The sequence below is a fragment of the Pseudomonas sp. Irchel s3b6 genome (assembly GCF_900187415.1).
Classification (GTDB): Bacteria; Pseudomonadota; Gammaproteobacteria; order Pseudomonadales; family Pseudomonadaceae; genus Aquipseudomonas.
This window is the reverse complement of record NZ_FYDM01000018.1, coordinates 79,728-98,671: the sequence shown is the minus strand read 5'-3', so window position 1 is coordinate 98,671 and position 18,944 is coordinate 79,728. Positions and strand designations below refer to the sequence as shown.

The window sequence follows — 18,944 nt, the reverse complement described above, 5'->3', positions numbered from 1 at the left end:
ATGACCTGAAGCAACCTGCTGCCGAAAACTGCGTAACTCGTTGTTTACCAAGGAGTTTTCCGTTTCGACTGCGCCGGAAGTGGGCGGATTATAGACAGATAAAATTCGCCGTCAACTGCTAATTCAGAGTTTCTATCAATAAACTGCACAAACGGGCAAAAGCGATGTTTTCCCTCCCGGACAAGCAAGGAAAAGCATCGCTTCTATATAGAAGAACCCCTCAGAGCACGCCGGCCTCTTTGAAAGCAGCAACGGCCGCCCCATCAAGCCCCAGCACCCGCTGCAACACCTCAAGCGTATGCTCGCCCAGTAGAGGAGGAGCGCTGCGGTACTCAACCGGGGTCTCGGACAAGCGAATCGGGCTGGCAACCTGCGGCACCAACCCTGCCAAAGCATGAGGCAACTCTATCGCCAGGCCACGAGCCTGCACCTGGGGATCGGCGAATACCTGCGACAGGTCGTTGATCGGCCCGCACGGCACACCGGCCAGCTCCAACTGCGCCACCCACTCGGCAGTAGTCTTGAAGACTGTCGCCTGGCGAATCAACGGAATCAGCACCGCACGATTGGCCACCCGCAGTTTGTTGGTCGCAAACCGCGGATCATCCGCCCACTGCGCCTGGCCAGCCACTTCAGCGAACTTGCGAAACTGCCCGTCATTACCCACTGTCAGGATGAAGTTGCCATCCGCCGTCGGGAAATCCTGGTAAGGGACGATGTTCGGGTGTGCATTGCCCAAGCGCTTGGGCGCCACCCCCGTCGTCAGGTAGTTCATCGCTTGGTTAGCCAGACACGCGACCTGCACATCCAGCAGCGCCATATCGATGTGCTGGCCGCCACCGTCATGATCCCGGTGAGCCAAGGCTGCCAGGATCGCCACCGTCGAGTAGAGGCCCGTCAGAATATCCGTCAGCGCCACACCGACTTTCACCGGTCCAGCCCCCTCATCCCCCTCGGGTCGCCCCGTCAGGCTCATCAGGCCGCCAAGCCCCTGAATCATGAAGTCATAGCCGGCGCGCTTTGCATAAGGACCGGTTTGACCAAAACCGGTGATCGAGCAATAGATCAGGTTAGGGTTGATCGCCTTGAGCGACTCATAGTCCAGCCCGTAAGCCGCCAGACCGCCGACCTTGAAGTTTTCGATCAGGATGTCGGACTTCGCCGCCAACTCACGCACCAGGCGCTGACCTTCAGCCTGGGTAAAGTCGATGGTCACCGATTGCTTGTTGCGATTGGCCGACAAGTAATAGGCGGCCTCGCTGGTGTTTTCGCCGTAGGCATCCTTCAGGAAGGGCGGGCCCCAGGCGCGAGTGTCATCGCCATTACCGGGACGCTCGACCTTGATCACCTCGGCACCAAGGTCCGCAAGGATCTGACCGGCCCAAGGCCCGGCCAGTACCCGCGACAAATCCAGTACCCGCAAATGCGATAACGCACCCATGGCCGCTCTCCTATTAATAGAACGCCTGGAGACCGGTCTGCGCACGACCCAGGATCAGCGCATGGACGTCATGGGTGCCTTCGTAGGTATTGACCACCTCGAGGTTGACCAGGTGACGTGCAACACCGAACTCATCGGAGATGCCGTTGCCGCCCAGCATGTCACGGGCCATACGGACGATATCCAGCGACTTGCCGCACGAGTTGCGCTTCATCATCGAGGTGATTTCGACAGCGGCCGTGCCTTCATCCTTCATACGCCCCAGACGCAGGCAACCTTGCAAGGCGAGGGTGATTTCAGTCTGCATGTCGGCCAGCTTCTTCTGGATCAACTGAGTGGCAGCCAGAGGGCGGCCAAACTGCTGACGATCCAGGGTGTACTGACGAGCGGTGTGCCAGCAGAACTCGGCCGCACCCAATGCGCCCCAGGAGATGCCATAACGGGCAGAGTTGAGGCAAGTGAATGGACCCTTCAAGCCGCGCACGTCCGGGAAGATGTTCTCTTCGGGAACAAACACGTTGTCCATCACGATCTCACCAGTGATGGAGGCACGCAGGCCTACCTTGCCGTGGATGACTGGGGCACTCAGCCCTTTCCAGCCTTTTTCCAGCACGAAGCCACGAATGTCGCCGGCATCGTCCTTAGCCCATACCACGAATACGTCAGCGATCGGACTGTTGGTGATCCACATCTTGCTGCCGGTCAGGCTGTAGCCGCCTTCCACTTTGCGCGCCCGGGTAATCATCGAGCCTGGATCGGAACCATGGTTTGGCTCGGTCAGACCGAAGCAGCCAATCCACTCACCGCTTGCCAGTTTCGGCAGGTATTTCTGCTTCTGGGCTTCAGTACCAAACTCATTGATCGGCACCATGACCAGGGAGGACTGCACACTCATCATCGAGCGATAGCCAGAGTCGACACGCTCGACTTCACGGGCAATCAGGCCGTAGCTCACGTAGTTCAGGCCGCTGCCGCCGTATTGCTCGGGAATGGTCGCGCCCAGCAGGCCGATCTCGCCCATTTCGCGGAAGATGGCCGGGTCGGTTTTCTCATGGCGGAACGCTTCAAGAATGCGTGGCGCCAGCTTGTCCTGCGCAAACTGAGCAGCGCTATCGCGCACCATGCGCTCTTCTTCAGTGAGCTGTTGATCCAGCAGCAGGGGATCGATCCAGTTGAAGCTAGCTTTACCGGCCATGAGAGTGTCCTCGCGAGTAGGTCAAATATCGTGGACTGATCCTAGGCGCCGTTTAGGCATTGGGCAAACGAGGATTTTGCATGCTGTTGTGCTAGTTTCTCACTCCGTAACTTCCTGAAACCCTGAAAGCACCAATAACGTGTGAGGTTGCCGTACATGCGCCGCAAAATACCCAGCACTGCCGCACTGATCAGCTTCGAAGCCGCCGCCCGCCACGAGAGCTTTACCAAGGCGGCCCAGGAGCTTTCGCTGACTCAAGGCGCCATCTGCCGACAGATCGCCAGCCTGGAGGAATTCCTCAGCGTCGAACTGTTCCGACGCTCGCGGCGCGGAGTGAAGCTGACGGAAGCCGGTCTTTCCTACAGCCGACGCGTCGCCACCCAACTGGACGCCGTTGAGCGCGACACACTGTCGGTAATGGGCCAGCAGGGCGCCAATGTCATCGAACTGGCGGTTGTCCCCACCTTCGGCACTCAATGGCTGCTGCCACGACTCAAGGACTTTCAGCAGCAACACCCGGAAGTGACGGTCAACCTCACCAACCGCACACGGCCCTTTCTGTTTGCCGACACCGAATTCGACGCTGCGATCTACTTTGGCGATGCCGACTGGTCCGGCACCGAATCCCACAGGCTGATGGGGGAGAACCCAATGCCGGTGTGCAGCCCGACCTTGCTGGGCGATCGCACTCACCTGAGTGCCGAGATGATTGCCGACCTGCCCCTGCTGCAACAGACCACGCGCCCCTATGCCTGGCGTCAATGGTTCAACTCACAGCACCTGAACATCCCCCGCGACATGACAGGCCCCCGATACGAGCTATTCTCCATGCTCGCCCAAGCAGCCATGCATGACATGGGTATTGCCTTGATCCCACCCTTCCTGATTCAACGCGAACTGGCAGAGAAACGACTGGTCATTGCCAACACCCAGGCACTGTCGAGTATCAAGGCCTATTACCTGATGATTCCTGATCGAAAGGTCGAATCTGCCTCTTTACGCGCATTTCGAGACTGGCTGATCAAGCAGGCTCACAGCTACAACATAGAAGGACAGGGGCTGCCCGACATTAGCTGACCCCGTAGTCAAATAACCAAAAGCCCTACAGATATAACTATTTGTCGCATATCCGTAGACTGTACCCACAACCGGTACAATCGTGCCACACGCGCCTAACGACGCGGCTTTGCGGCCTTGAATCGATACCATGGCGCATCATTCATACGGCCGATGTGTAAATTCTTGAATTTCGGCCAGAATCCTTGAAAGGCACGGCCTGCAAGGGATTGAACAGTTCAGTTGCGACATTCGGTCACGGGGTGACTTGTAGTTAATTTTCCGTCACCCGTCATAATCCCTTGAAGGGCACAAAGTTCGCCTGCAAAATGCCGCGCCCCGCCCGAAATACGGCGGAGTCGTGCTGATCGGCCGCCCCAGTGCACCCTCCGCAGTGCGCTGGACTTCCAAGAAAGATCAAAGCAATAAGATCAAGCAGGAGATTTGACGTGCACATTGGTGTTCCTCTCGAAACCCAGACCGGTGAAACGCGGGTTGCTGCAACCCCGGAAACCATCAAGAAGCTGATCGGCCAGGGTCATACAGTCACTGTGCAAAGCGGCGCGGGCGTCAATGCCAGCGTTGTGGACAGTGCTTATGAAGCGGCAGGTGCGGTGATTGGCAGCGCCCACGATGCATTTGGTGCAGAGCTGATTCTGAAGGTGGTCGCCCCCAGCGACATCGAACTGACCCTGATCAAAAGTGGAACCGTGCTGGTTGGCATGCTCAACCCGTTCAGCAATGAAACCATTGCCAAACTGGCCGAGCGCGGCATTACCGCGTTCGCCCTGGAAGCCGCGCCACGCACATCCCGCGCACAAAGCCTCGACGTGCTCTCTTCGCAAGCCAACATTGCCGGCTATAAAGCCGTGCTGCTGGCCGCGCATCACTATCCGCGCTTCATGCCGATGCTGATGACCGCAGCAGGCACCGTGAAAGCCGCGCGCGTGCTGATTCTGGGCGCCGGTGTCGCGGGCTTGCAGGCCATCGCCACCGCCAAGCGCCTGGGTGCCGTGATTGAAGCGTCCGACGTACGTCCGGCCGTGAAGGAACAGATTGAATCCCTGGGTGCGAAGTTCGTCGACGTCCCGTACGAAACCGACGAAGAGCGTGAGTGCGCGGTCGGCGTTGGCGGTTACGCTCGCCCGATGCCGACCAGTTGGATGCAACGTCAGGCCCAGGCCGTGCATGAGCGCGCCAAGCAGGCTGACATCGTCATCACCACCGCACTGATTCCGGGTCGCAAGGCGCCAGTCCTGCTGAGCGCGGAAACCGTCGCGCAAATGAAACCGGGCTCGGTGGTCATCGACCTCGCAGCGGCGCAAGGCGGTAACTGCCCGCTGACCGTGGCCGATCAAGTGATCGTCGCGCATGGCGTGACGATTGCCGGCCCGACCAACCTGGCCGCACAGGTCGGTGCAGACGCCTCGGCGCTGTACGCCCGCAACCTGCTGGACTTCCTGAAACTGGTCTTCACCAAAGAAGGCCAGTTCGAGATCAACCTAGAAGACGACATCGTCGCCGCGTGCCTGATGTGCCGCGATGGCCAAGTCATCCGCAAAAACGCCTAAGCAGGGATTCAGACGATGGAAGAGCTTATCTCCCCCGGTATCTACAACCTGATCATCTTCGTGCTGGCGATCTATGTCGGTTATCACGTGGTCTGGAACGTTACACCCGCCTTGCACACGCCGCTGATGGCCGTGACCAACGCCATCTCCGCGATCGTGATCGTTGGCGCCATGCTGGCGGCCGCCTTGACCGTGACACCGCTGGGCAAGACCATGGGCACCCTCGCCGTGGCACTGGCTGCGGTCAACGTGTTCGGTGGCTTCCTGGTCACCCGCCGCATGCTTGAGATGTTCAAGAAAAAAGCCCCGAAAGCCGTAAAAGAAGAGGCGCCCAAGTAATGAGCATGAACCTCGTAACGACGCTCTACTTGATCGCGTCGATCTGCTTTATCCAGGCCCTCAAAGGCCTGTCGCACCCAACCACCTCACGCCGCGGCAACCTGTTCGGCATGCTCGGCATGGCGCTGGCCATCATCACCACCGTGGGCCTCATCTATAAGCTGGGCGCAGAGCTGGCCACCGCGGGTATCGGCTATGTGATCGTCGGCCTGCTGGTGGGCGGCACGGCCGGTTCGATCATGGCCAAGCGCGTTGAAATGACCAAGATGCCGGAACTGGTCGCGTTCATGCACAGCATGATCGGTATGGCCGCCGTGTTCATCGCCATCGCCGCCGTGGTCGAGCCGCAGTCGCTGGGCATCGTCAAACAGCTGGGTGATCCGATCCCGGCCGGTAACCGCATGGAACTGTTCCTTGGCGCGGCGATTGGTGCCATCACCTTCTCCGGTTCGGTAATTGCCTTCGGCAAGCTGTCGGGCAAGTACAAGTTCCGCCTGTTCCAGGGCGCACCGGTACAGTTTGGCGGCCAGCACAAGCTGAACCTGGTGCTGGGCCTGGCGACGCTCGGCTTGGGCATCACCTTCATGCTGACCGGCAACCTCGGCGCTTTCGCCTTGATGCTGGCCCTGGCCTTCGTGATGGGCGTGCTGATCATCATCCCGATCGGCGGTGCCGATATGCCGGTGGTGGTGTCAATGCTCAATAGCTATTCCGGTTGGGCAGCAGCGGGTATCGGCTTCTCGCTGAACAACTCGATGCTGATCATCGCAGGCTCCTTGGTGGGTTCTTCCGGTGCCATCCTCTCGTACATCATGTGCAAAGCGATGAACCGCTCGTTCTTCAACGTACTGCTCGGCGGTTTTGGCGGTGCAACGGATACCGCAGGCCCAGCTGGCGCCCAGGAAGCTCGTCCGGTGAAGTCCGGCTCGTCCGACGATGCCGCGTTCCTGCTGACCAACGCCGACACCGTGATCATCGTGCCGGGCTACGGCCTGGCGGTGGCACGTGCCCAGCACTCGCTGATGGAGCTGGCGGAGAAGCTGACTCACCGTGGTGTCACTGTGAAGTTTGCGATCCACCCGGTCGCCGGGCGGATGCCAGGCCATATGAACGTCCTGCTGGCCGAGGCCGAAGTGCCTTATGAGCAAGTGTTCGAGATGGAGGACATCAACTCCGAGTTCGGCCAGACCGACGTGGTGCTGGTGCTGGGCGCCAACGACGTGGTCAACCCCGCGGCGAAGAACGATCCGAAGTCGCCGATTGCCGGCATGCCGATCCTCGAGGCCTATAAAGCCAAGACCGTAATCGTCAACAAGCGTTCGATGGCCAGCGGCTATGCCGGTTTGGAAAACGAACTGTTCTACCTGGACAAAACCATGATGGTCTTCGGTGACGCCAAGAAAGTCATCGAGGATATGGTTAAAGCAGTCGATTAAAACCTGCGCCAGCGCAATACCCCAAACCCCAGCCTCTAGTAGGCTGGGGTTTTTTATTACCCGCTATAACCCGACCAAAGGCTCTAAATCAGCGATCGGCATTCGACCATGGTAGCGGGACGAATTTTTTTGAAATCACTAGACTGCGCATCTTGCTTCCGCTGCCCGAGATAACAATCCATGTACCGTGACCGTATTCGCTTGCCTTCGTTGTTGGATAAGGTGATGAGCGCCGCCGATGCTGCCGCTCTGATTCAAGACGGCATGACCGTCGGCATGAGCGGTTTCACCCGCGCCGGCGAAGCCAAGGCGGTGCCCCATGCACTGGCCGAGCGCGCCAAGGTCACGCCGCTGAAGATTAGCCTGATGACCGGTGCCAGCCTGGGCAACGACCTCGACAAAGAACTCACCGAGGCCGGCGTGCTGGCCCGTCGCATGCCGTTCCAGGTCGACAGCACACTGCGCAAGGCGATCAACGCCGGCGAAGTCATGTTCATTGACCAGCATCTGTCGGAGACCGTGGAGCAGCTGCGCAACCAGCAACTCAAGCTGCCGGACATCGCGGTGATTGAAGCCGTGGCAATCACAGAGCAAGGCCACATCGTGCCCACGACCTCGGTCGGCAACTCCGCCAGTTTCGCGATTTTCGCCCAGCAGGTGATCATCGAGATCAACCTGGCGCACAACCCGAACCTGGAAGGTCTGCACGACATCTATATTCCGACCTACCGCCCGACCCGCACCCCGATCCCGCTGGTCAAGGTCGATGATCGCATTGGCAGCACCGCCATCCCGATCCCGCCGGAAAAAATCGTCGCGATCGTCATCACCAATCAGTCGGACTCACCGTCCACGGTGTTGCCGCCCGACAGCGAGACCCAGGCGATTGCCGACCACCTGATCGACTTCTTCAAGCAGGAAGTGGACGCCGGGCGCATGACCAACAAGCTCGGGCCGCTGCAAGCCGGTATTGGCAACATCGCCAACTCCGTGATGTGCGGGTTGATCGACTCGCCATTCGAAGACCTGACCATGTACTCCGAAGTGCTGCAGGACTCGACCTTCGACCTGATCGACGCCGGCAAACTGAGCTTTGCCTCGGGCAGTTCGATCACCCTGTCGAGCCGACGCAATGCCGATGTGTTCGGCAATCTGGAGCGCTACAAGGACAAGCTGGTGCTGCGCCCGCAGGAGATCTCCAACCACCCTGAAGTGGTTCGTCGCCTGGGCATCATCGGCATCAACACTGCCCTGGAGTTCGATCTGTACGGCAACGTCAACTCCACCCACGTCTGCGGCACGCGGATGATGAACGGCATCGGCGGCTCGGGAGACTTTGCCCGTAACGCGCACCTGTCGATCTTCGTCACCAAGTCGATTGCCAAGGGCGGGGCGATTTCCAGCGTGGTGCCGATGGTCAGCCACGTTGACCACACCGAACATGATGTGGACATCCTGGTTACCGAGATCGGCCTTGCCGATTTGCGCGGCCTGGCACCTCGGGAGCGTGCCCGGGTGGTCATCGACAACTGTGTGCACCCGGACTATCGCCAGGCGCTGAATGACTACTTCGACAAGGCTTGCGCCCTCGGCGGACACACGCCACACATCCTGCGCGATGCACTCAGCTGGCACATGAACCTGGAAGAAACCGGTCACATGCTCGCCGTGTGATTGATACAGAAGGCGGCTGGCGCAAACACAGTTTCGTCAGCTCGCCCTCACTCAATCAAAATCCAGCAAAAACTGTACTACTGTACCGGCCTTTTCCTACCCTATTTGCCTACCTTCCCAGACAAAAACCTTAAAAATGCACTACTACAGTGCAGATAGGTACAGTTGCCTCAATTTAGACCAGTACAGCCCCTATTAACAGTTAACTGGTCCCTCACAATACAGGTGAACTGTATCTAGAGAGACTGGCCAAACGAGAGGATCATGGGTACCAGTTAAACCACTACCTAATCCCGCCACAAGCGGAAGGATGTCAATCATGGAACGTACACTCAGTTCCGAACTGTTCTTCGAAGACAAAGCTGAAAAAACCCAGGCTTCCATGCCTCTGCGCGTTCTCGCCAACCTGATGCTGTGGCAACGCCGCATCTCCAGCCGCCACCAACTGGCTCGCCTGGATTCGCGTCTGCTGGCTGACGCAGGGATTAGCGAAGCACAGCGTTACGAAGAGCTGAGCAAGCCGTTCTGGCGCTAAGTTAGCGTCGCTGGCCCTGACCCACCGGGTCCACCGCCAGCACCCTGAATTGCATACACAAAACCCGTCGCGGGCAATCGCGACGGGTTTTGTCGTTTCAGGGCTGAATAAACGTCGGTACAGAAGCGTTGATGCCTGACAGGTACAGTTTCAAATACCAAACAACTGAACCAGTACAATTAAACACTGCTGTAGCTGCTCCAGTGCCACAAAAAAGCTCACCCTGTTCTCCCAAGGCTGCTTTACCAGCCTCTGCGCGAGGACTTCATCATGGACCGCTCACTCGATATTTCGCTCCCACGCCCCCAGCGCTTAAGCACCCTCAAGCTGATGGCCCGCCTGTTCGCGGCTACCGGTCGTTGCATGGAGAGGGCACGAACCCGGCGCCTGCTGGCTCAACTCAATGACCAGCAACTGCACGACATTGGCCTGAGCCACTCGGACCGAGCCGCCGAACTGGATAGGCCATTTTGGCGATTGGAGGTGTGACAAAGTGCGATGGGACTATTCGAACCCTTGGGCAACGGCCTAATATCCAAGAACACGTGGCGAACACTGCGTATGACGCGTCTGATTCACAGCTTCAACGCGACACACGGTGTGTTGCCCGGCGTATTCAGCACCACTTTTTGGTTTTTGTTCATCAACAGGAGTTACCCCCATGTCCCGTCTTCGTCTGCTCAGCGCTGCGGCCCTGCTGGCCGTTGCCGCCAACTCGCACGCGACCAGCCTGATCGCCACCACTGACGCAATTGTCGGCGCACTCAAAGCCACTTCCGACGCGACCTCCGATGTCACCTCTTCGTTCCGCGACGACAAGATCGTACGAGCGGCTCGCGACGATGCGGCCAGCTTCGTGGCCAGCGAAGGCGCCATCCGTGGCGTTCGCCTGGAAAGCGCTCTGGAGCACATCCGCAAGCAGGTTCCACAGCTGAGCGCGACCGATGCACAGCTGGCTCAGGCCATCCTGACCATCTGATTGCACGTCAACGGGGTCGGCCTGACCGGCCCCGCTTCCTCCGCGCAGGCTCTGCCCCGAGCCGTGCGCCTGGAGCCTGCGCTGGTTTACCTGCGCCAGGCTCCGCCAAAACTTCGTGTCAGCGAGCTTGAACTGGCACAGACAATTCTCGTCCAATAGTTATCCCTGTTCTTCCGGAGTCGTTCCATGCGTAACCCGCTGATTGCTGCCACCCTTGGCCTACTGTTGTTGGCCGATGTGGCCCAGGCACACACCCTGGTAGCCACCAGCAACATATTGATCCGTGCGACCCAGCGCACCCTGGATTTCACATCCGATACCACCACCTCGATCCGCGACATGAAAGTCATCCGTGAGGCCCGGGACGATGCCGCCAGTTTCGTTGCCAGCAACGGTGATATCCGTGGCGCGCACCTGGAAGCCGCCTTCGACACCTTGCGCACCCGCGTGCCTGAAGCTCGCGACGCCAGTGATCAGGTCCTCGCCGAAGCTATCCTCGCACTGTGAGGCCGCTCGTCACCTGGCTGCTGAGTGCATGCTTGTTGCTGCTCGGCGGCACAGCGCAAGCCAGCCTGCAACTACACCTCAAGACCGAAGGTTTGAGCCCGGCAGAGCAACAGGCCAGCCAGGCACTGCTGGATGAAGCGATGCAGGCACTGCCGCCACGCTTTATCGAGCAACTGGACCGTCGCATCGATGTCGGCTGGACCGACAACATGCCGAGCAACGCTTACGGCCAGGCGTCGCTGGTGTCGGAACTCGATCTCAATCGCAAGCTGCTGGCCAGCCTGACCGACGGCAGTGCCGCGACGAAAAAAACCCATCGCCCGCACGGCACCGTACGCCGGGAAATGCTCGCCACGGTGCTGCACGAACTCACCCATATCTACGACCGTGCGCGCCTGTGGTCAGGCCCCGAACGTGTGCTGATCCAGCGCTGCACGCGACAAAACAACAGTTCGGGACTGGTCGGCATCCCCGATCAGTGCCGTGGCCAGACGGGGCGTCGCTTTACCCTGAGTGACGACCCGCGCCTGCTGGACCTGGCCGGCTGGCAGCAGTACGTCGGTCGTCGGGGTGAACGTGAGCAACACAACCGCCAGATCGTCCGCAGCCCGGATCTCTACGAGACCAGCAGCCCCAAGGAATTCGTCGCGGTCAACATGGAGTACTTCCTCCTCGACCCGAGTTACGCCTGCCGCCGTCCCGCGTTGTACCGCTATTACCAGGAACACTTTGGCTGGGCACCCGCCACCAAAGACACCTGCGCCAGCTCCTACGCCTTCCTGAACGCCGGCAACGACTTCGCCAGGCAGCCGCTGGGGCAGGTCGATCCTGAACGGGTCTACGCCGTTGACTACCTGTTGGCCGAAGCCAACCAGAACCTGGTCAGTCGCTGGGGCCACAGCATGTTGCGCCTGGTGATCTGCGCACCGGGCCGCCCACGCGGGCCGGACTGTCGCCTGGACCTGGAATACTCACTGGTATTGTCCTACCGAGCGTTCGTCGGGGACGTACAGCTCTCGAGCTGGGACGGTCTGGTCGGCAAGTACCCGTCGCGGCTTTTCGTGCTGCCGCTGTCCCAGGTCATCGACGAATACACCAAGACCGAACTGCGCAGCCTGGCCTCGGTACCGCTCAATCTGTCGCGCAGCGAAATCGAAGAGGTGGTCGAGCACGCGGCGGAGATGCACTGGAGCTACGACGGCAACTACTTCTTCCTGTCCAACAACTGCGCGGTCGAAAGCCTGAAGCTGTTGCGCAGCGGCAGTCACAACCCGCAGTTGACCGGGCTGGACAGCATCATGCCCAACGGCTTGCTGGAAGTGCTCAAGGCCCGGGGACTGGCGGACACCAGCGTGCTCGACGATCCACGTGAAGCCTTGCGCCTTGGCTATCGCTTTGACTCGTTCCGTGACCGCTACCAGGCCATGTTCGAGGTACTGAAAAAACACCTGCCGATCAGACAGGACAAGGTTGAAGACTGGCTGGCCTTGAGCGCCGCAGAGCGTCGCCCGTGGTTTGACCAGGCCGATCTGCGGACCAGCGCCGCGCTGCTGTTGCTGGAACAGGCCAGTTTCCGCCAGCAACTGATGCTGGCCCAGAATGAAGTGAAACAACGCTACCTGGACGCCCGCGAGCTGACGAACGGCGGCATGGATAAAGCCAACCAGACCTTGCAGCAGATTCTCGCTAACAGCGGCTTCCTCAGCCGCCCCGCGGAATTGCTCGACAGGGGCGGCTATGGACTGCCGCAAGCCAATGAATGGCAACGCCTGGAATCGGAGAGCAGCACCCGGCAGAAGAAACTGCTGGCGCTGACCGGCGATCTGGACAAAGAGGTGAGGGCGCTGCTGGAACCCGCGCGCGCAGCAGAAATTGCAGCCAGCGAGGCCAACCTCAAGCAATTGGGTGAACACCTGCGAGCCCTGCACAAGGCAGCCGGAGGCCTGGAGCTGCCTTGAGGCCTGGGCTACAGGCTTTCCTGTGCCTCTTCAGGCAACTGCTCATCCAGGTGCAGCCAGGGCAAGCGGCTGTCGGTCCAGATGTGCCGGTCGGCCGGGGCGTGCTCAGGATGGTCGAGGGTGGCGATGGTCACGTCGATGGTGTCCGGGCTCAGCTGAGTGATCAGCGCCAGGTGCGCACCACAATGGGCGCAGAAAAACCGCGCGCAGTTTTCAGAAGAGTCGTACCGCGCCGCAGTCCCGGCCAGCCATCGGAATGCAGAGCGGGGCAGGGTGATCCAGGTGGTCACCAGACCTCCGCTGACCCGTCGGCATATCGAGCAGTGACAATGGGCGATGTCGCGCAATGGCCCGCTGAATTCATAACGCAGTTGCCCGCAATGGCATCCACCGGTGTGAAGTTCGCTCATCTGCAGATCCCCCTACTCAGGCTTCGGGCCGTCCGGTCGGCGTCCAGCCCATTACTTTAGGCGTCAACCTGCGACCTTGAACATCTCGTCCGCTGTTTGTTCTGCGAAAGGTAGCTGAAAGGTTGGCCGATTAGGATCGCCTCACTACCGGCAATAGACCGGTTGGCCGACGCGAACGTTGCATCGTTTGCCCGGCCCATTTAACAACAACAATGGTGATTCTGATGTTCGCTCCTACCCGCCTGTTCGCCCCGACTCCCTTCGTACGCCTCGTGCCTCCCGTTCTGCGCTGACCCCATCCGGTCCGCCATTCCCTAGTCGCGCTACGCCTGGAGTATTCCCATGCTGACTTTCCTTGGCTTTGCCATGGTCATCACGTTCATGTACCTGATCATGACCAAGCGCCTCTCGGCGCTGATCGCCCTGATCATCGTTCCGATCCTGTTTGCCCTGTTCGGTGGCTTTGCGCCGAAGATCGGCCCGATGATGCTCGAAGGCATCACCAAGCTGGCCCCGACCGGGGTGATGCTGATGTTCGCCATTCTCTATTTCGCACTGATGATCGACTCCGGCCTGTTTGACCCGGCGGTGCGCAAGATCCTCAAGCTGGTCAAGGGCGACCCGCTGAAGGTGTCCGTCGGCACCGCCGTGCTGGCCCTGGTCGTGTCCCTGGACGGTGACGGCGCGACCACCTACATGATCTGCGTGGCCGCCATGCTGCCGTTGTACAGCCGCATCGGCATGAGCCCGCGGATCATGGCCGGCCTGATCATCCTCGCCGGTGGCGTGATGAACATGACCCCCTGGGGTGGCCCGACCGCCCGAGCCGCCAGCGCATTGCATGTCGACCCGTCGGACATTTTCGTGCCGATGATCCCGGCCATGCTTGCCGGCGTGGTGGCGATCCTGGCGATTGCCTACCTGTACGGTAAGCGTGAGCGTGCACGCCTGGGTGAATTGCACCTGGCAGGCGATGAGATCGACCACAGCGAGATCAGCGTTTCCCAGTTCCCGGACGCCCGTCGTCCAAAGCTGATCTGGTTCAACGGTGCCCTGACGCTGGTCCTGATGTGCGCCCTGATCGCCGGCCTGCTGCCACTGCCCGTGCTGTTCATGGTCGCGTTCAGTATCGCGATGATCGTCAACTATCCGTGCCTGCAACAACAGAAGGACCGCGTGGCGGCTCACGCCGGTAGTGTACTGGCGGTCGTCGGGTTGATCTTTGCCGCGGGTATCTTCACCGGTATCCTGTCCGGCACCGGCATGGTCGATGCCATGTCCAAAAGCTTGCTGGCCGTGATTCCGGAGTTCCTGGGCCCGTACCTGGCCGTGATCACCGCACTGGTGAGCATGCCGTTCACGTTCTTCATGTCCAACGATGCATTTTATTACGGCGTGTTACCGGTTCTCGCCGAAGCCGCCAGCCACTATGGCATCACCGCCGTGGAAATGGCCCGTGCCTCGATCGTTGGCCAACCCGTACACTTGCTGAGCCCGCTGGTGCCTTCGACCTACCTGCTGGTGGCGCTGGCCGGGATCGAATTCGGCGATCACCAGCGCTTCACCCTCAAGTGGGCAGTGCTGGTTTGCTTGTGCATACTGGTCGCCGCGTTGCTGATGGGTATTTTTCCATTGTTCAGCACCCTGTAACATCCTCACATCACTGCGCCGCCAGCCTGACTTCGATGTTTGAAGCGGCTGGCGTCGTGGTTTAACACTCGCTCAAAGGAATACACATGGAATGGCTGACCAACCCGGAGATCTGGGTTGCCTTCTTCACACTGACGGCCCTGGAAATCGTTCTGGGCATCGACAACATCATCATGATCTCGATCCTGGTCAGCCGCATGCCCAAGCATATGCAGGCACGTACCCGGATCTTTGGCCTGGCGCTGGCCATGATCACCCGGATCCTGTTGCTGCTGTCGATCACCTGGGTCATGCGTCTGACCGCAGATCTGTTTGTAATCTTCGGCCAGGGTATTTCCGGACGGGACCTGATCCTGTTCTTCGGTGGCCTGTTCCTGCTGTGGAAAAGCTCCCAGGAGATGTACCACGCACTGGAAGGTGAGGACGAAACAACCGACGAGCCAAGCGGCAAGGGCGGCAACTTCCTCTACACGATCATCCAGATCGCAATCATCGACATCGTATTTTCCCTGGACTCGGTCATTACCGCCGTCGGCATGGTGTCCCATGTTCCGGTCATGGTGGCCGCGATCGTCGTTGCAGTGCTGGTGATGATGCTGGCAGCTGGCAAAATCAGCGAGTTCATCGACAAGCACCCATCGCTGAAAATGCTCGCGCTGTCGTTCCTGCTGGTGGTGGGTACCGTGCTGATCGCCGAAGCCTTCGAAGTGCATGTGCCAAAAGGCTATGTCTACTTCGCCATGGCGTTCTCGCTGGCTGTCGAAGCGTTCAACATCAAGATGCGCTCGGCAATGGCGAAAAAGAAGAACCTGGCTCACGAGCCGGTAAAACTGCGCAAGGACATCCCGGGCCAGTAACCCGACTGCGCGGCAGGAAAAGGGGCTTTCGAGCCCCTTTTTCACGTCTGCAGAACGCTGTTTTCATGACAGCTTTGTTTCAATCACCTCTTTAGCTATGCGATGCTGGCGTCAGGACCATTCGCCAACTACAGCTTAAGTACAGAATCCATAACGTTACGCGGCACCGTCAACTTGCCCCTTTGGGGCGCTATGCATTCAGGGGGCCCACTATGCTGACCCTGCTCAATCTATTGTCTGCGGTGGCCCTGCTGATCTGGGGCACGCACATCGTGCGAACCGGCATCCTGCGGGTCTACGGTTCCAACCTGCGCCACGTCATTGGCCGCAACATGTCCAAGCGCTGGCTGGCCTTCATCGCCGGGATCCTGGTGACCGCCATGGTCCAGAGCAGCAACGCCACCGCGATGCTGGTAACTTCATTCGTCGGCCAGGGCCTGATGGCACTGACGCCGGCCCTGGCAACCATGCTCGGCGCCGATGTCGGTACCGCGTTGATGGCGCGGGTCCTGACCCTGGATCTGTCCTGGCTGTCGCCGCTGCTGATTTTCCTGGGCGTGATTCTCTTTCTCTCGCGCAAGCAAACTCGCGCAGGCCAACTCGGCCGGGTAGGGATTGGCCTAGGGCTGATTATTCTGGCCCTGCAACTGATCGTCGAAGCCGCGGCTCCCATCACCCATGCCCAGGGCGTCAAGGTGCTGTTTGCCTCGCTGACCGGCGACATCCTGCTCGATGCCCTGATCGGCGCACTGTTCGCGATGATTTCCTACTCCAGTCTGGCGGCGGTACTGCTCACGGCGACCCTTGCCGGCGCCGGAGTGATCAGCCTGCCAGTGGCCATTGGCCTGGTCATTGGCGCCAACATTGGCAGCGGTGTATTGGCATTCCTCAGCACCAGCATGCAAAACGCCGCAGGGCGGCAAGTCGCACTGGGTAGCCTGCTGTACAAAATGATCGGCCTGCTGTTGATCATTCCGGTACTCGACCCGCTGGTGCACTGGATGGACAGCCTTGATTTCAGCCCTCAGGGCCTGGTGATCGGTTTTCATCTGCTCTACAACACCCTTCGCTGCCTGATCCTGCTGCCCACCGTCAGCCCGATGGCACGGCTCTGCGCCTGGCTGCTACCGGAGCGTCCGGAAACCAACGGTCAGGCAAAACCCCGGCATCTGGACCCAACAGCCCTCACCACCCCGAGCCTGGCCCTGGCCAACGCCTCCCGGGAAACCCTGCGCATCGGCGACCTGATCGATAACATGCTCGAAGCCATGCTCGACGTGCTGCGCGGCAAGCAGACCGCCGTCACCCAGGAAGTGCGGCGCTTGAGCGATGACGTTGAAGCCCTCTATAGCGCGATCAAGCTCTACCTGGCGCAGATGCCCCGCGAAGACCTCAGCGACCAGGACAGCCGGCGCTGGGCGGAAATCATCGAGCTGGCGATCAACCTGAAGCTCGCCTCGGACCTGATCGAACGTATGCTGCGCAAGGTTCAGCAGCAAAAGACCTCGCAGCGTCGCTCCTTTTCCGACGTCGGCCTAGAAGAACTGGCCGGTTTGCACCATCAATTGATCGCCAACCTGCGCCTGGGGTTGTCGGTGTTTCTCAGCGCCGATAAGGAAAGTGCCCGACAGCTGTTGCGCGAGAAACGCCGCTTTCGGGCTCAGGAGAGACGCCTGGCCCATGCCCACGTCAGCCGGCTACAAAGAAAAATCGTACAAAGCATCGAGACCAGCTCGCTGCACCTGGAGCTGATTGCCGACATGAAACGCTTGAACTCACTGTTCTGCGGCAGCGCCTACGTGGTGCTGGAAACCTTCGAAACCGGCGCCCTGGCTGTCGAGGACATGGCTGACATCACCCATTCACCCTGAACGTCTAGCGTTGTAAAAAGTCCCTATAAAAGCTGAATGAAAACCCTCGCTCCCGCCTCTACCCGCCAGGAAGGTTGTTATGCGTTGTCTGTTGTTCGCGTGTCTGCTGCTCGGCTCCACCTGCTCATGGGCCCTGGACCGCTTTCAGGTTGAAGGTTACGTGCTACCAAACGGCCTGCAGATTCTGCTCAAACCCGGCAGTGAACGTGGCCATGTCGCCATTCGTCTGGTGGTTGGAGTTGGCCTTGATGATTTCGCCTGCGCTGACAAAGAACTGCCTCACCTGCTTGAGCATGTGCTGTTCAGCGGCATCGACGCCGGAGGCGAGGGTGGGCTTGAAGAGCGCATGCAGGGGCTGGGGGGTGAATGGAACGCCTACACCAGCAATGCCGACACCACCTTCGTCATCGAAGCCCCGGCGAAAAACCAGCGTAAGGTCCTGGACGTCCTGTTGGCACTGCTGACCAAAACCCGCATCTACGACACGGCCATCCGCGCCGCCAAACAGGTGGTTGAACGTGAAGATGGTGGCCACTACACCCACCTGCAACGCTGGCTCGACCGCCAGGACCTGGGCCACACGGCGAGTAATCAACTGGCCGTGGAGTTGGGCCTCAAGTGCCCGGAGCGGGCCGAAGTCCATCATCTGACCCGCGAACAATTGAAGAGGGTGCGCAAGGACTGGTATGCCCCCAATAACATGACGCTGATTATCGTGGGCGACCTCGATCGCCTGCTACCGGCCTACCTTGAACGCACTTTCGGTCAACTCAAGCCGATCGAGCCCACCGCGCATCCGCCCCTGCCGCAGATTCAGAACACCGCCCAGGCCCGGCGCAACCTGATCCACGGATGGGTGGGCGACGGTGCCAGGCTGCACTGGCTGCTCCCGGAGCCGGTGCTCGACGATCAGTACGACGAGACCTTCGATCTGCTCAAGGACTACCTCGACTGGGCGCTTTACCGTCAGCTACGACTGGCACATGGCTTGTCCTATGGCCCGTCCGCCGAACGCGAAGTGTTCGGTGGCGTAGGCTTCATGAGCCTCAATGCGGATCTTGAGCGCGATGACCTGCCGCAGGCGCAGCAGGTCCTGGATGAGCTCAAGGCCGACCTGCTGAAAAACGGCCTCGACCCTGTCGGCTTCGAGCGCCTGAAACAGGCGGCCATTACCCGGCAAGCCTGGGCCGTGCAAGGCAACAGCGGATTGGCCGACTACTACTGGAGCGCCCTGTCAGACTATGAAGACGGTCGCTTCGACAACCCCGCCAGACGCTTGCGCGCGGTGACGCTCAAACAGGCCAACCTGGCCCTGCATGCACTGCTCGACCAGCCGGGTTACCTGCGAATCGAGAAGCCACTGCTCAGCGATGACCAGGTGCTGTGGTTGTTGGGTGGCATGTTGGGGGTGCTGGTATTCGGTGTGCTGGGCTGGCGTTGGCATCGCAGGCACCCGTAACGATCG

General features: G+C 59.9%; 18 protein-coding genes. 15 read left to right on the top strand and 3 right to left on the bottom strand.

Features of this window, described 5'->3' with window-relative positions:
- Nucleotides 1-220 precede the first annotated feature (220 nt).
- The gene (locus tag CKW07_RS22350) at nucleotides 221-1,441 is read right to left on the bottom strand and encodes a CaiB/BaiF CoA-transferase family protein (RefSeq protein WP_095147078.1); all 1,221 of its coding nucleotides are present in this window, start codon (nucleotides 1,439-1,441) and stop codon (nucleotides 221-223) included.
- A 13-nt stretch (nucleotides 1,442-1,454) separates the two neighbouring features.
- Nucleotides 1,455-2,636 carry an acyl-CoA dehydrogenase gene (locus CKW07_RS22345; RefSeq protein WP_095147077.1) on the bottom strand — a complete coding sequence of 394 codons (1,182 nt, stop codon included), beginning with the start codon at nucleotides 2,634-2,636 and terminating at the stop codon, nucleotides 1,455-1,457.
- Nucleotides 2,637-2,792: 156 nt separating this feature from the next.
- Here CKW07_RS22345 and CKW07_RS22340 point away from each other — a divergent pair, with 156 nt between their 5' ends.
- The 11 genes from CKW07_RS22340 to CKW07_RS22295 all read left to right on the top strand — a co-directional run bounded on the left by CKW07_RS22340 (nucleotide 2,793) and on the right by CKW07_RS22295 (nucleotide 12,691).
- Nucleotides 2,793-3,713, top strand: coding sequence for a LysR family transcriptional regulator (locus tag CKW07_RS22340; protein WP_095147076.1), 921 nt, complete (start codon nucleotides 2,793-2,795; stop codon nucleotides 3,711-3,713).
- Nucleotides 3,714-4,141: 428 nt separating this feature from the next.
- Nucleotides 4,142-5,263, top strand: coding sequence for a Re/Si-specific NAD(P)(+) transhydrogenase subunit alpha (locus CKW07_RS22335; RefSeq protein WP_095147075.1), 1,122 nt, complete (start codon nucleotides 4,142-4,144; stop codon nucleotides 5,261-5,263).
- A gap of 15 nt (nucleotides 5,264-5,278) precedes the next feature.
- Nucleotides 5,279-5,602, top strand: coding sequence for an NAD(P) transhydrogenase subunit alpha (locus CKW07_RS22330; RefSeq protein WP_003187010.1), 324 nt, complete (start codon nucleotides 5,279-5,281; stop codon nucleotides 5,600-5,602).
- Complete coding sequence (locus tag CKW07_RS22325; protein WP_095147074.1) at nucleotides 5,602-7,038, top strand: NAD(P)(+) transhydrogenase (Re/Si-specific) subunit beta; 1,437 nt, start codon at nucleotides 5,602-5,604, stop codon at nucleotides 7,036-7,038. The genes CKW07_RS22330 and CKW07_RS22325 overlap by 1 nt, the downstream gene beginning before the upstream one ends.
- Nucleotides 7,039-7,218: 180 nt before the next feature.
- Nucleotides 7,219-8,712: an acetyl-CoA hydrolase/transferase family protein gene (locus tag CKW07_RS22320; RefSeq protein WP_095147073.1), complete on the top strand. Its 1,494-nt coding sequence runs from the start codon at nucleotides 7,219-7,221 to the stop codon at nucleotides 8,710-8,712.
- Nucleotides 8,713-9,031: 319 nt separating this feature from the next.
- The gene (locus CKW07_RS22315; RefSeq protein WP_095083390.1) at nucleotides 9,032-9,247 is read left to right on the top strand and encodes a DUF1127 domain-containing protein; all 216 of its coding nucleotides are present in this window, start codon (nucleotides 9,032-9,034) and stop codon (nucleotides 9,245-9,247) included.
- 270 nt (nucleotides 9,248-9,517) lie between these two features.
- Nucleotides 9,518-9,736 carry a DUF1127 domain-containing protein gene (locus CKW07_RS22310; protein ID WP_095147072.1) on the top strand — a complete coding sequence of 73 codons (219 nt, stop codon included), beginning with the start codon at nucleotides 9,518-9,520 and terminating at the stop codon, nucleotides 9,734-9,736.
- A 172-nt stretch (nucleotides 9,737-9,908) separates the two neighbouring features.
- On the top strand, nucleotides 9,909-10,226 hold the full coding sequence (locus CKW07_RS22305) for a DUF2388 domain-containing protein (RefSeq protein ID WP_095083393.1): 318 nt from the start codon (nucleotides 9,909-9,911) through the stop codon (nucleotides 10,224-10,226).
- A gap of 63 nt (nucleotides 10,227-10,289) precedes the next feature.
- Nucleotides 10,290-10,385 carry a DUF2388 domain-containing protein gene (locus CKW07_RS25805; RefSeq protein WP_371850668.1) on the top strand — a complete coding sequence of 32 codons (96 nt, stop codon included), beginning with the start codon at nucleotides 10,290-10,292 and terminating at the stop codon, nucleotides 10,383-10,385.
- Nucleotides 10,386-10,412: 27 nt separating this feature from the next.
- Nucleotides 10,413-10,733 (top strand): DUF2388 domain-containing protein, encoded by a 321-nt coding sequence (locus tag CKW07_RS22300; RefSeq protein ID WP_095083395.1) that lies wholly within the window; start codon nucleotides 10,413-10,415, stop codon nucleotides 10,731-10,733.
- Entirely contained in the window at nucleotides 10,730-12,691 is a 1,962-nt protein-coding gene (locus CKW07_RS22295) for a DUF4105 domain-containing protein (protein WP_095147071.1), read from the top strand. The genes CKW07_RS22300 and CKW07_RS22295 overlap by 4 nt, the downstream gene beginning before the upstream one ends.
- 8 nt (nucleotides 12,692-12,699) lie before the next feature.
- On the opposite strand, the gene CKW07_RS22290 is transcribed toward CKW07_RS22295, so the two are convergent.
- Nucleotides 12,700-13,101 carry a GFA family protein gene (locus tag CKW07_RS22290; protein WP_095147070.1) on the bottom strand — a complete coding sequence of 134 codons (402 nt, stop codon included), beginning with the start codon at nucleotides 13,099-13,101 and terminating at the stop codon, nucleotides 12,700-12,702.
- Nucleotides 13,102-13,443: 342 nt separating this feature from the next.
- On the opposite strand from CKW07_RS22290, the gene CKW07_RS22285 reads away from it, so the two are divergent.
- From CKW07_RS22285 to CKW07_RS22270, 4 genes are all read left to right on the top strand, one after another.
- Nucleotides 13,444-14,751 (top strand): CitMHS family transporter, encoded by a 1,308-nt coding sequence (locus CKW07_RS22285; RefSeq protein ID WP_095083401.1) that lies wholly within the window; start codon nucleotides 13,444-13,446, stop codon nucleotides 14,749-14,751.
- Nucleotides 14,752-14,837: 86 nt separating this feature from the next.
- Nucleotides 14,838-15,608, top strand: coding sequence for a TerC family protein (locus CKW07_RS22280; protein ID WP_095147069.1), 771 nt, complete (start codon nucleotides 14,838-14,840; stop codon nucleotides 15,606-15,608).
- Nucleotides 15,609-15,820: 212 nt separating this feature from the next.
- On the top strand, nucleotides 15,821-17,479 hold the full coding sequence (locus CKW07_RS22275) for a Na/Pi cotransporter family protein (protein ID WP_095147068.1): 1,659 nt from the start codon (nucleotides 15,821-15,823) through the stop codon (nucleotides 17,477-17,479).
- 79 nt (nucleotides 17,480-17,558) lie between these two features.
- Nucleotides 17,559-18,938 carry a pitrilysin family protein gene (locus CKW07_RS22270; protein WP_095147067.1) on the top strand — a complete coding sequence of 460 codons (1,380 nt, stop codon included), beginning with the start codon at nucleotides 17,559-17,561 and terminating at the stop codon, nucleotides 18,936-18,938.
- The last annotated feature ends 6 nt before the right edge of the window (nucleotides 18,939-18,944 follow it).

What these genes read in the sequence shown, in the direction of transcription:
- CKW07_RS22305 (WP_095083393.1), top strand. Translation starts at nt 9,909, where the DNA reads ATGTCCCGTCTTCGTCTGCTCAGCGCTGCGGCCCTGCTGGCCGTTGCC.
- CKW07_RS22350 (WP_095147078.1), bottom strand. Translation starts at nt 1,441, where the DNA reads ATGGGTGCGTTATCGCATTTGCGGGTACTGGATTTGTCGCGGGTACTG.
- CKW07_RS22290 (WP_095147070.1), bottom strand. Translation starts at nt 13,101, where the DNA reads ATGAGCGAACTTCACACCGGTGGATGCCATTGCGGGCAACTGCGTTAT.
- CKW07_RS22285 (WP_095083401.1), top strand. Translation starts at nt 13,444, where the DNA reads ATGCTGACTTTCCTTGGCTTTGCCATGGTCATCACGTTCATGTACCTG.
- CKW07_RS22340 (WP_095147076.1), top strand. Translation starts at nt 2,793, where the DNA reads ATGCGCCGCAAAATACCCAGCACTGCCGCACTGATCAGCTTCGAAGCC.
- CKW07_RS22310 (WP_095147072.1), top strand. Translation starts at nt 9,518, where the DNA reads ATGGACCGCTCACTCGATATTTCGCTCCCACGCCCCCAGCGCTTAAGC.
- CKW07_RS22325 (WP_095147074.1), top strand. Translation starts at nt 5,602, where the DNA reads ATGAGCATGAACCTCGTAACGACGCTCTACTTGATCGCGTCGATCTGC.
- CKW07_RS22275 (WP_095147068.1), top strand. Translation starts at nt 15,821, where the DNA reads ATGCTGACCCTGCTCAATCTATTGTCTGCGGTGGCCCTGCTGATCTGG.
- CKW07_RS22300 (WP_095083395.1), top strand. Translation starts at nt 10,413, where the DNA reads ATGCGTAACCCGCTGATTGCTGCCACCCTTGGCCTACTGTTGTTGGCC.
- CKW07_RS22270 (WP_095147067.1), top strand. Translation starts at nt 17,559, where the DNA reads ATGCGTTGTCTGTTGTTCGCGTGTCTGCTGCTCGGCTCCACCTGCTCA.
- CKW07_RS22280 (WP_095147069.1), top strand. Translation starts at nt 14,838, where the DNA reads ATGGAATGGCTGACCAACCCGGAGATCTGGGTTGCCTTCTTCACACTG.
- CKW07_RS22330 (WP_003187010.1), top strand. Translation starts at nt 5,279, where the DNA reads ATGGAAGAGCTTATCTCCCCCGGTATCTACAACCTGATCATCTTCGTG.
- CKW07_RS22345 (WP_095147077.1), bottom strand. Translation starts at nt 2,636, where the DNA reads ATGGCCGGTAAAGCTAGCTTCAACTGGATCGATCCCCTGCTGCTGGAT.
- CKW07_RS22320 (WP_095147073.1), top strand. Translation starts at nt 7,219, where the DNA reads ATGTACCGTGACCGTATTCGCTTGCCTTCGTTGTTGGATAAGGTGATG.
- CKW07_RS22315 (WP_095083390.1), top strand. Translation starts at nt 9,032, where the DNA reads ATGGAACGTACACTCAGTTCCGAACTGTTCTTCGAAGACAAAGCTGAA.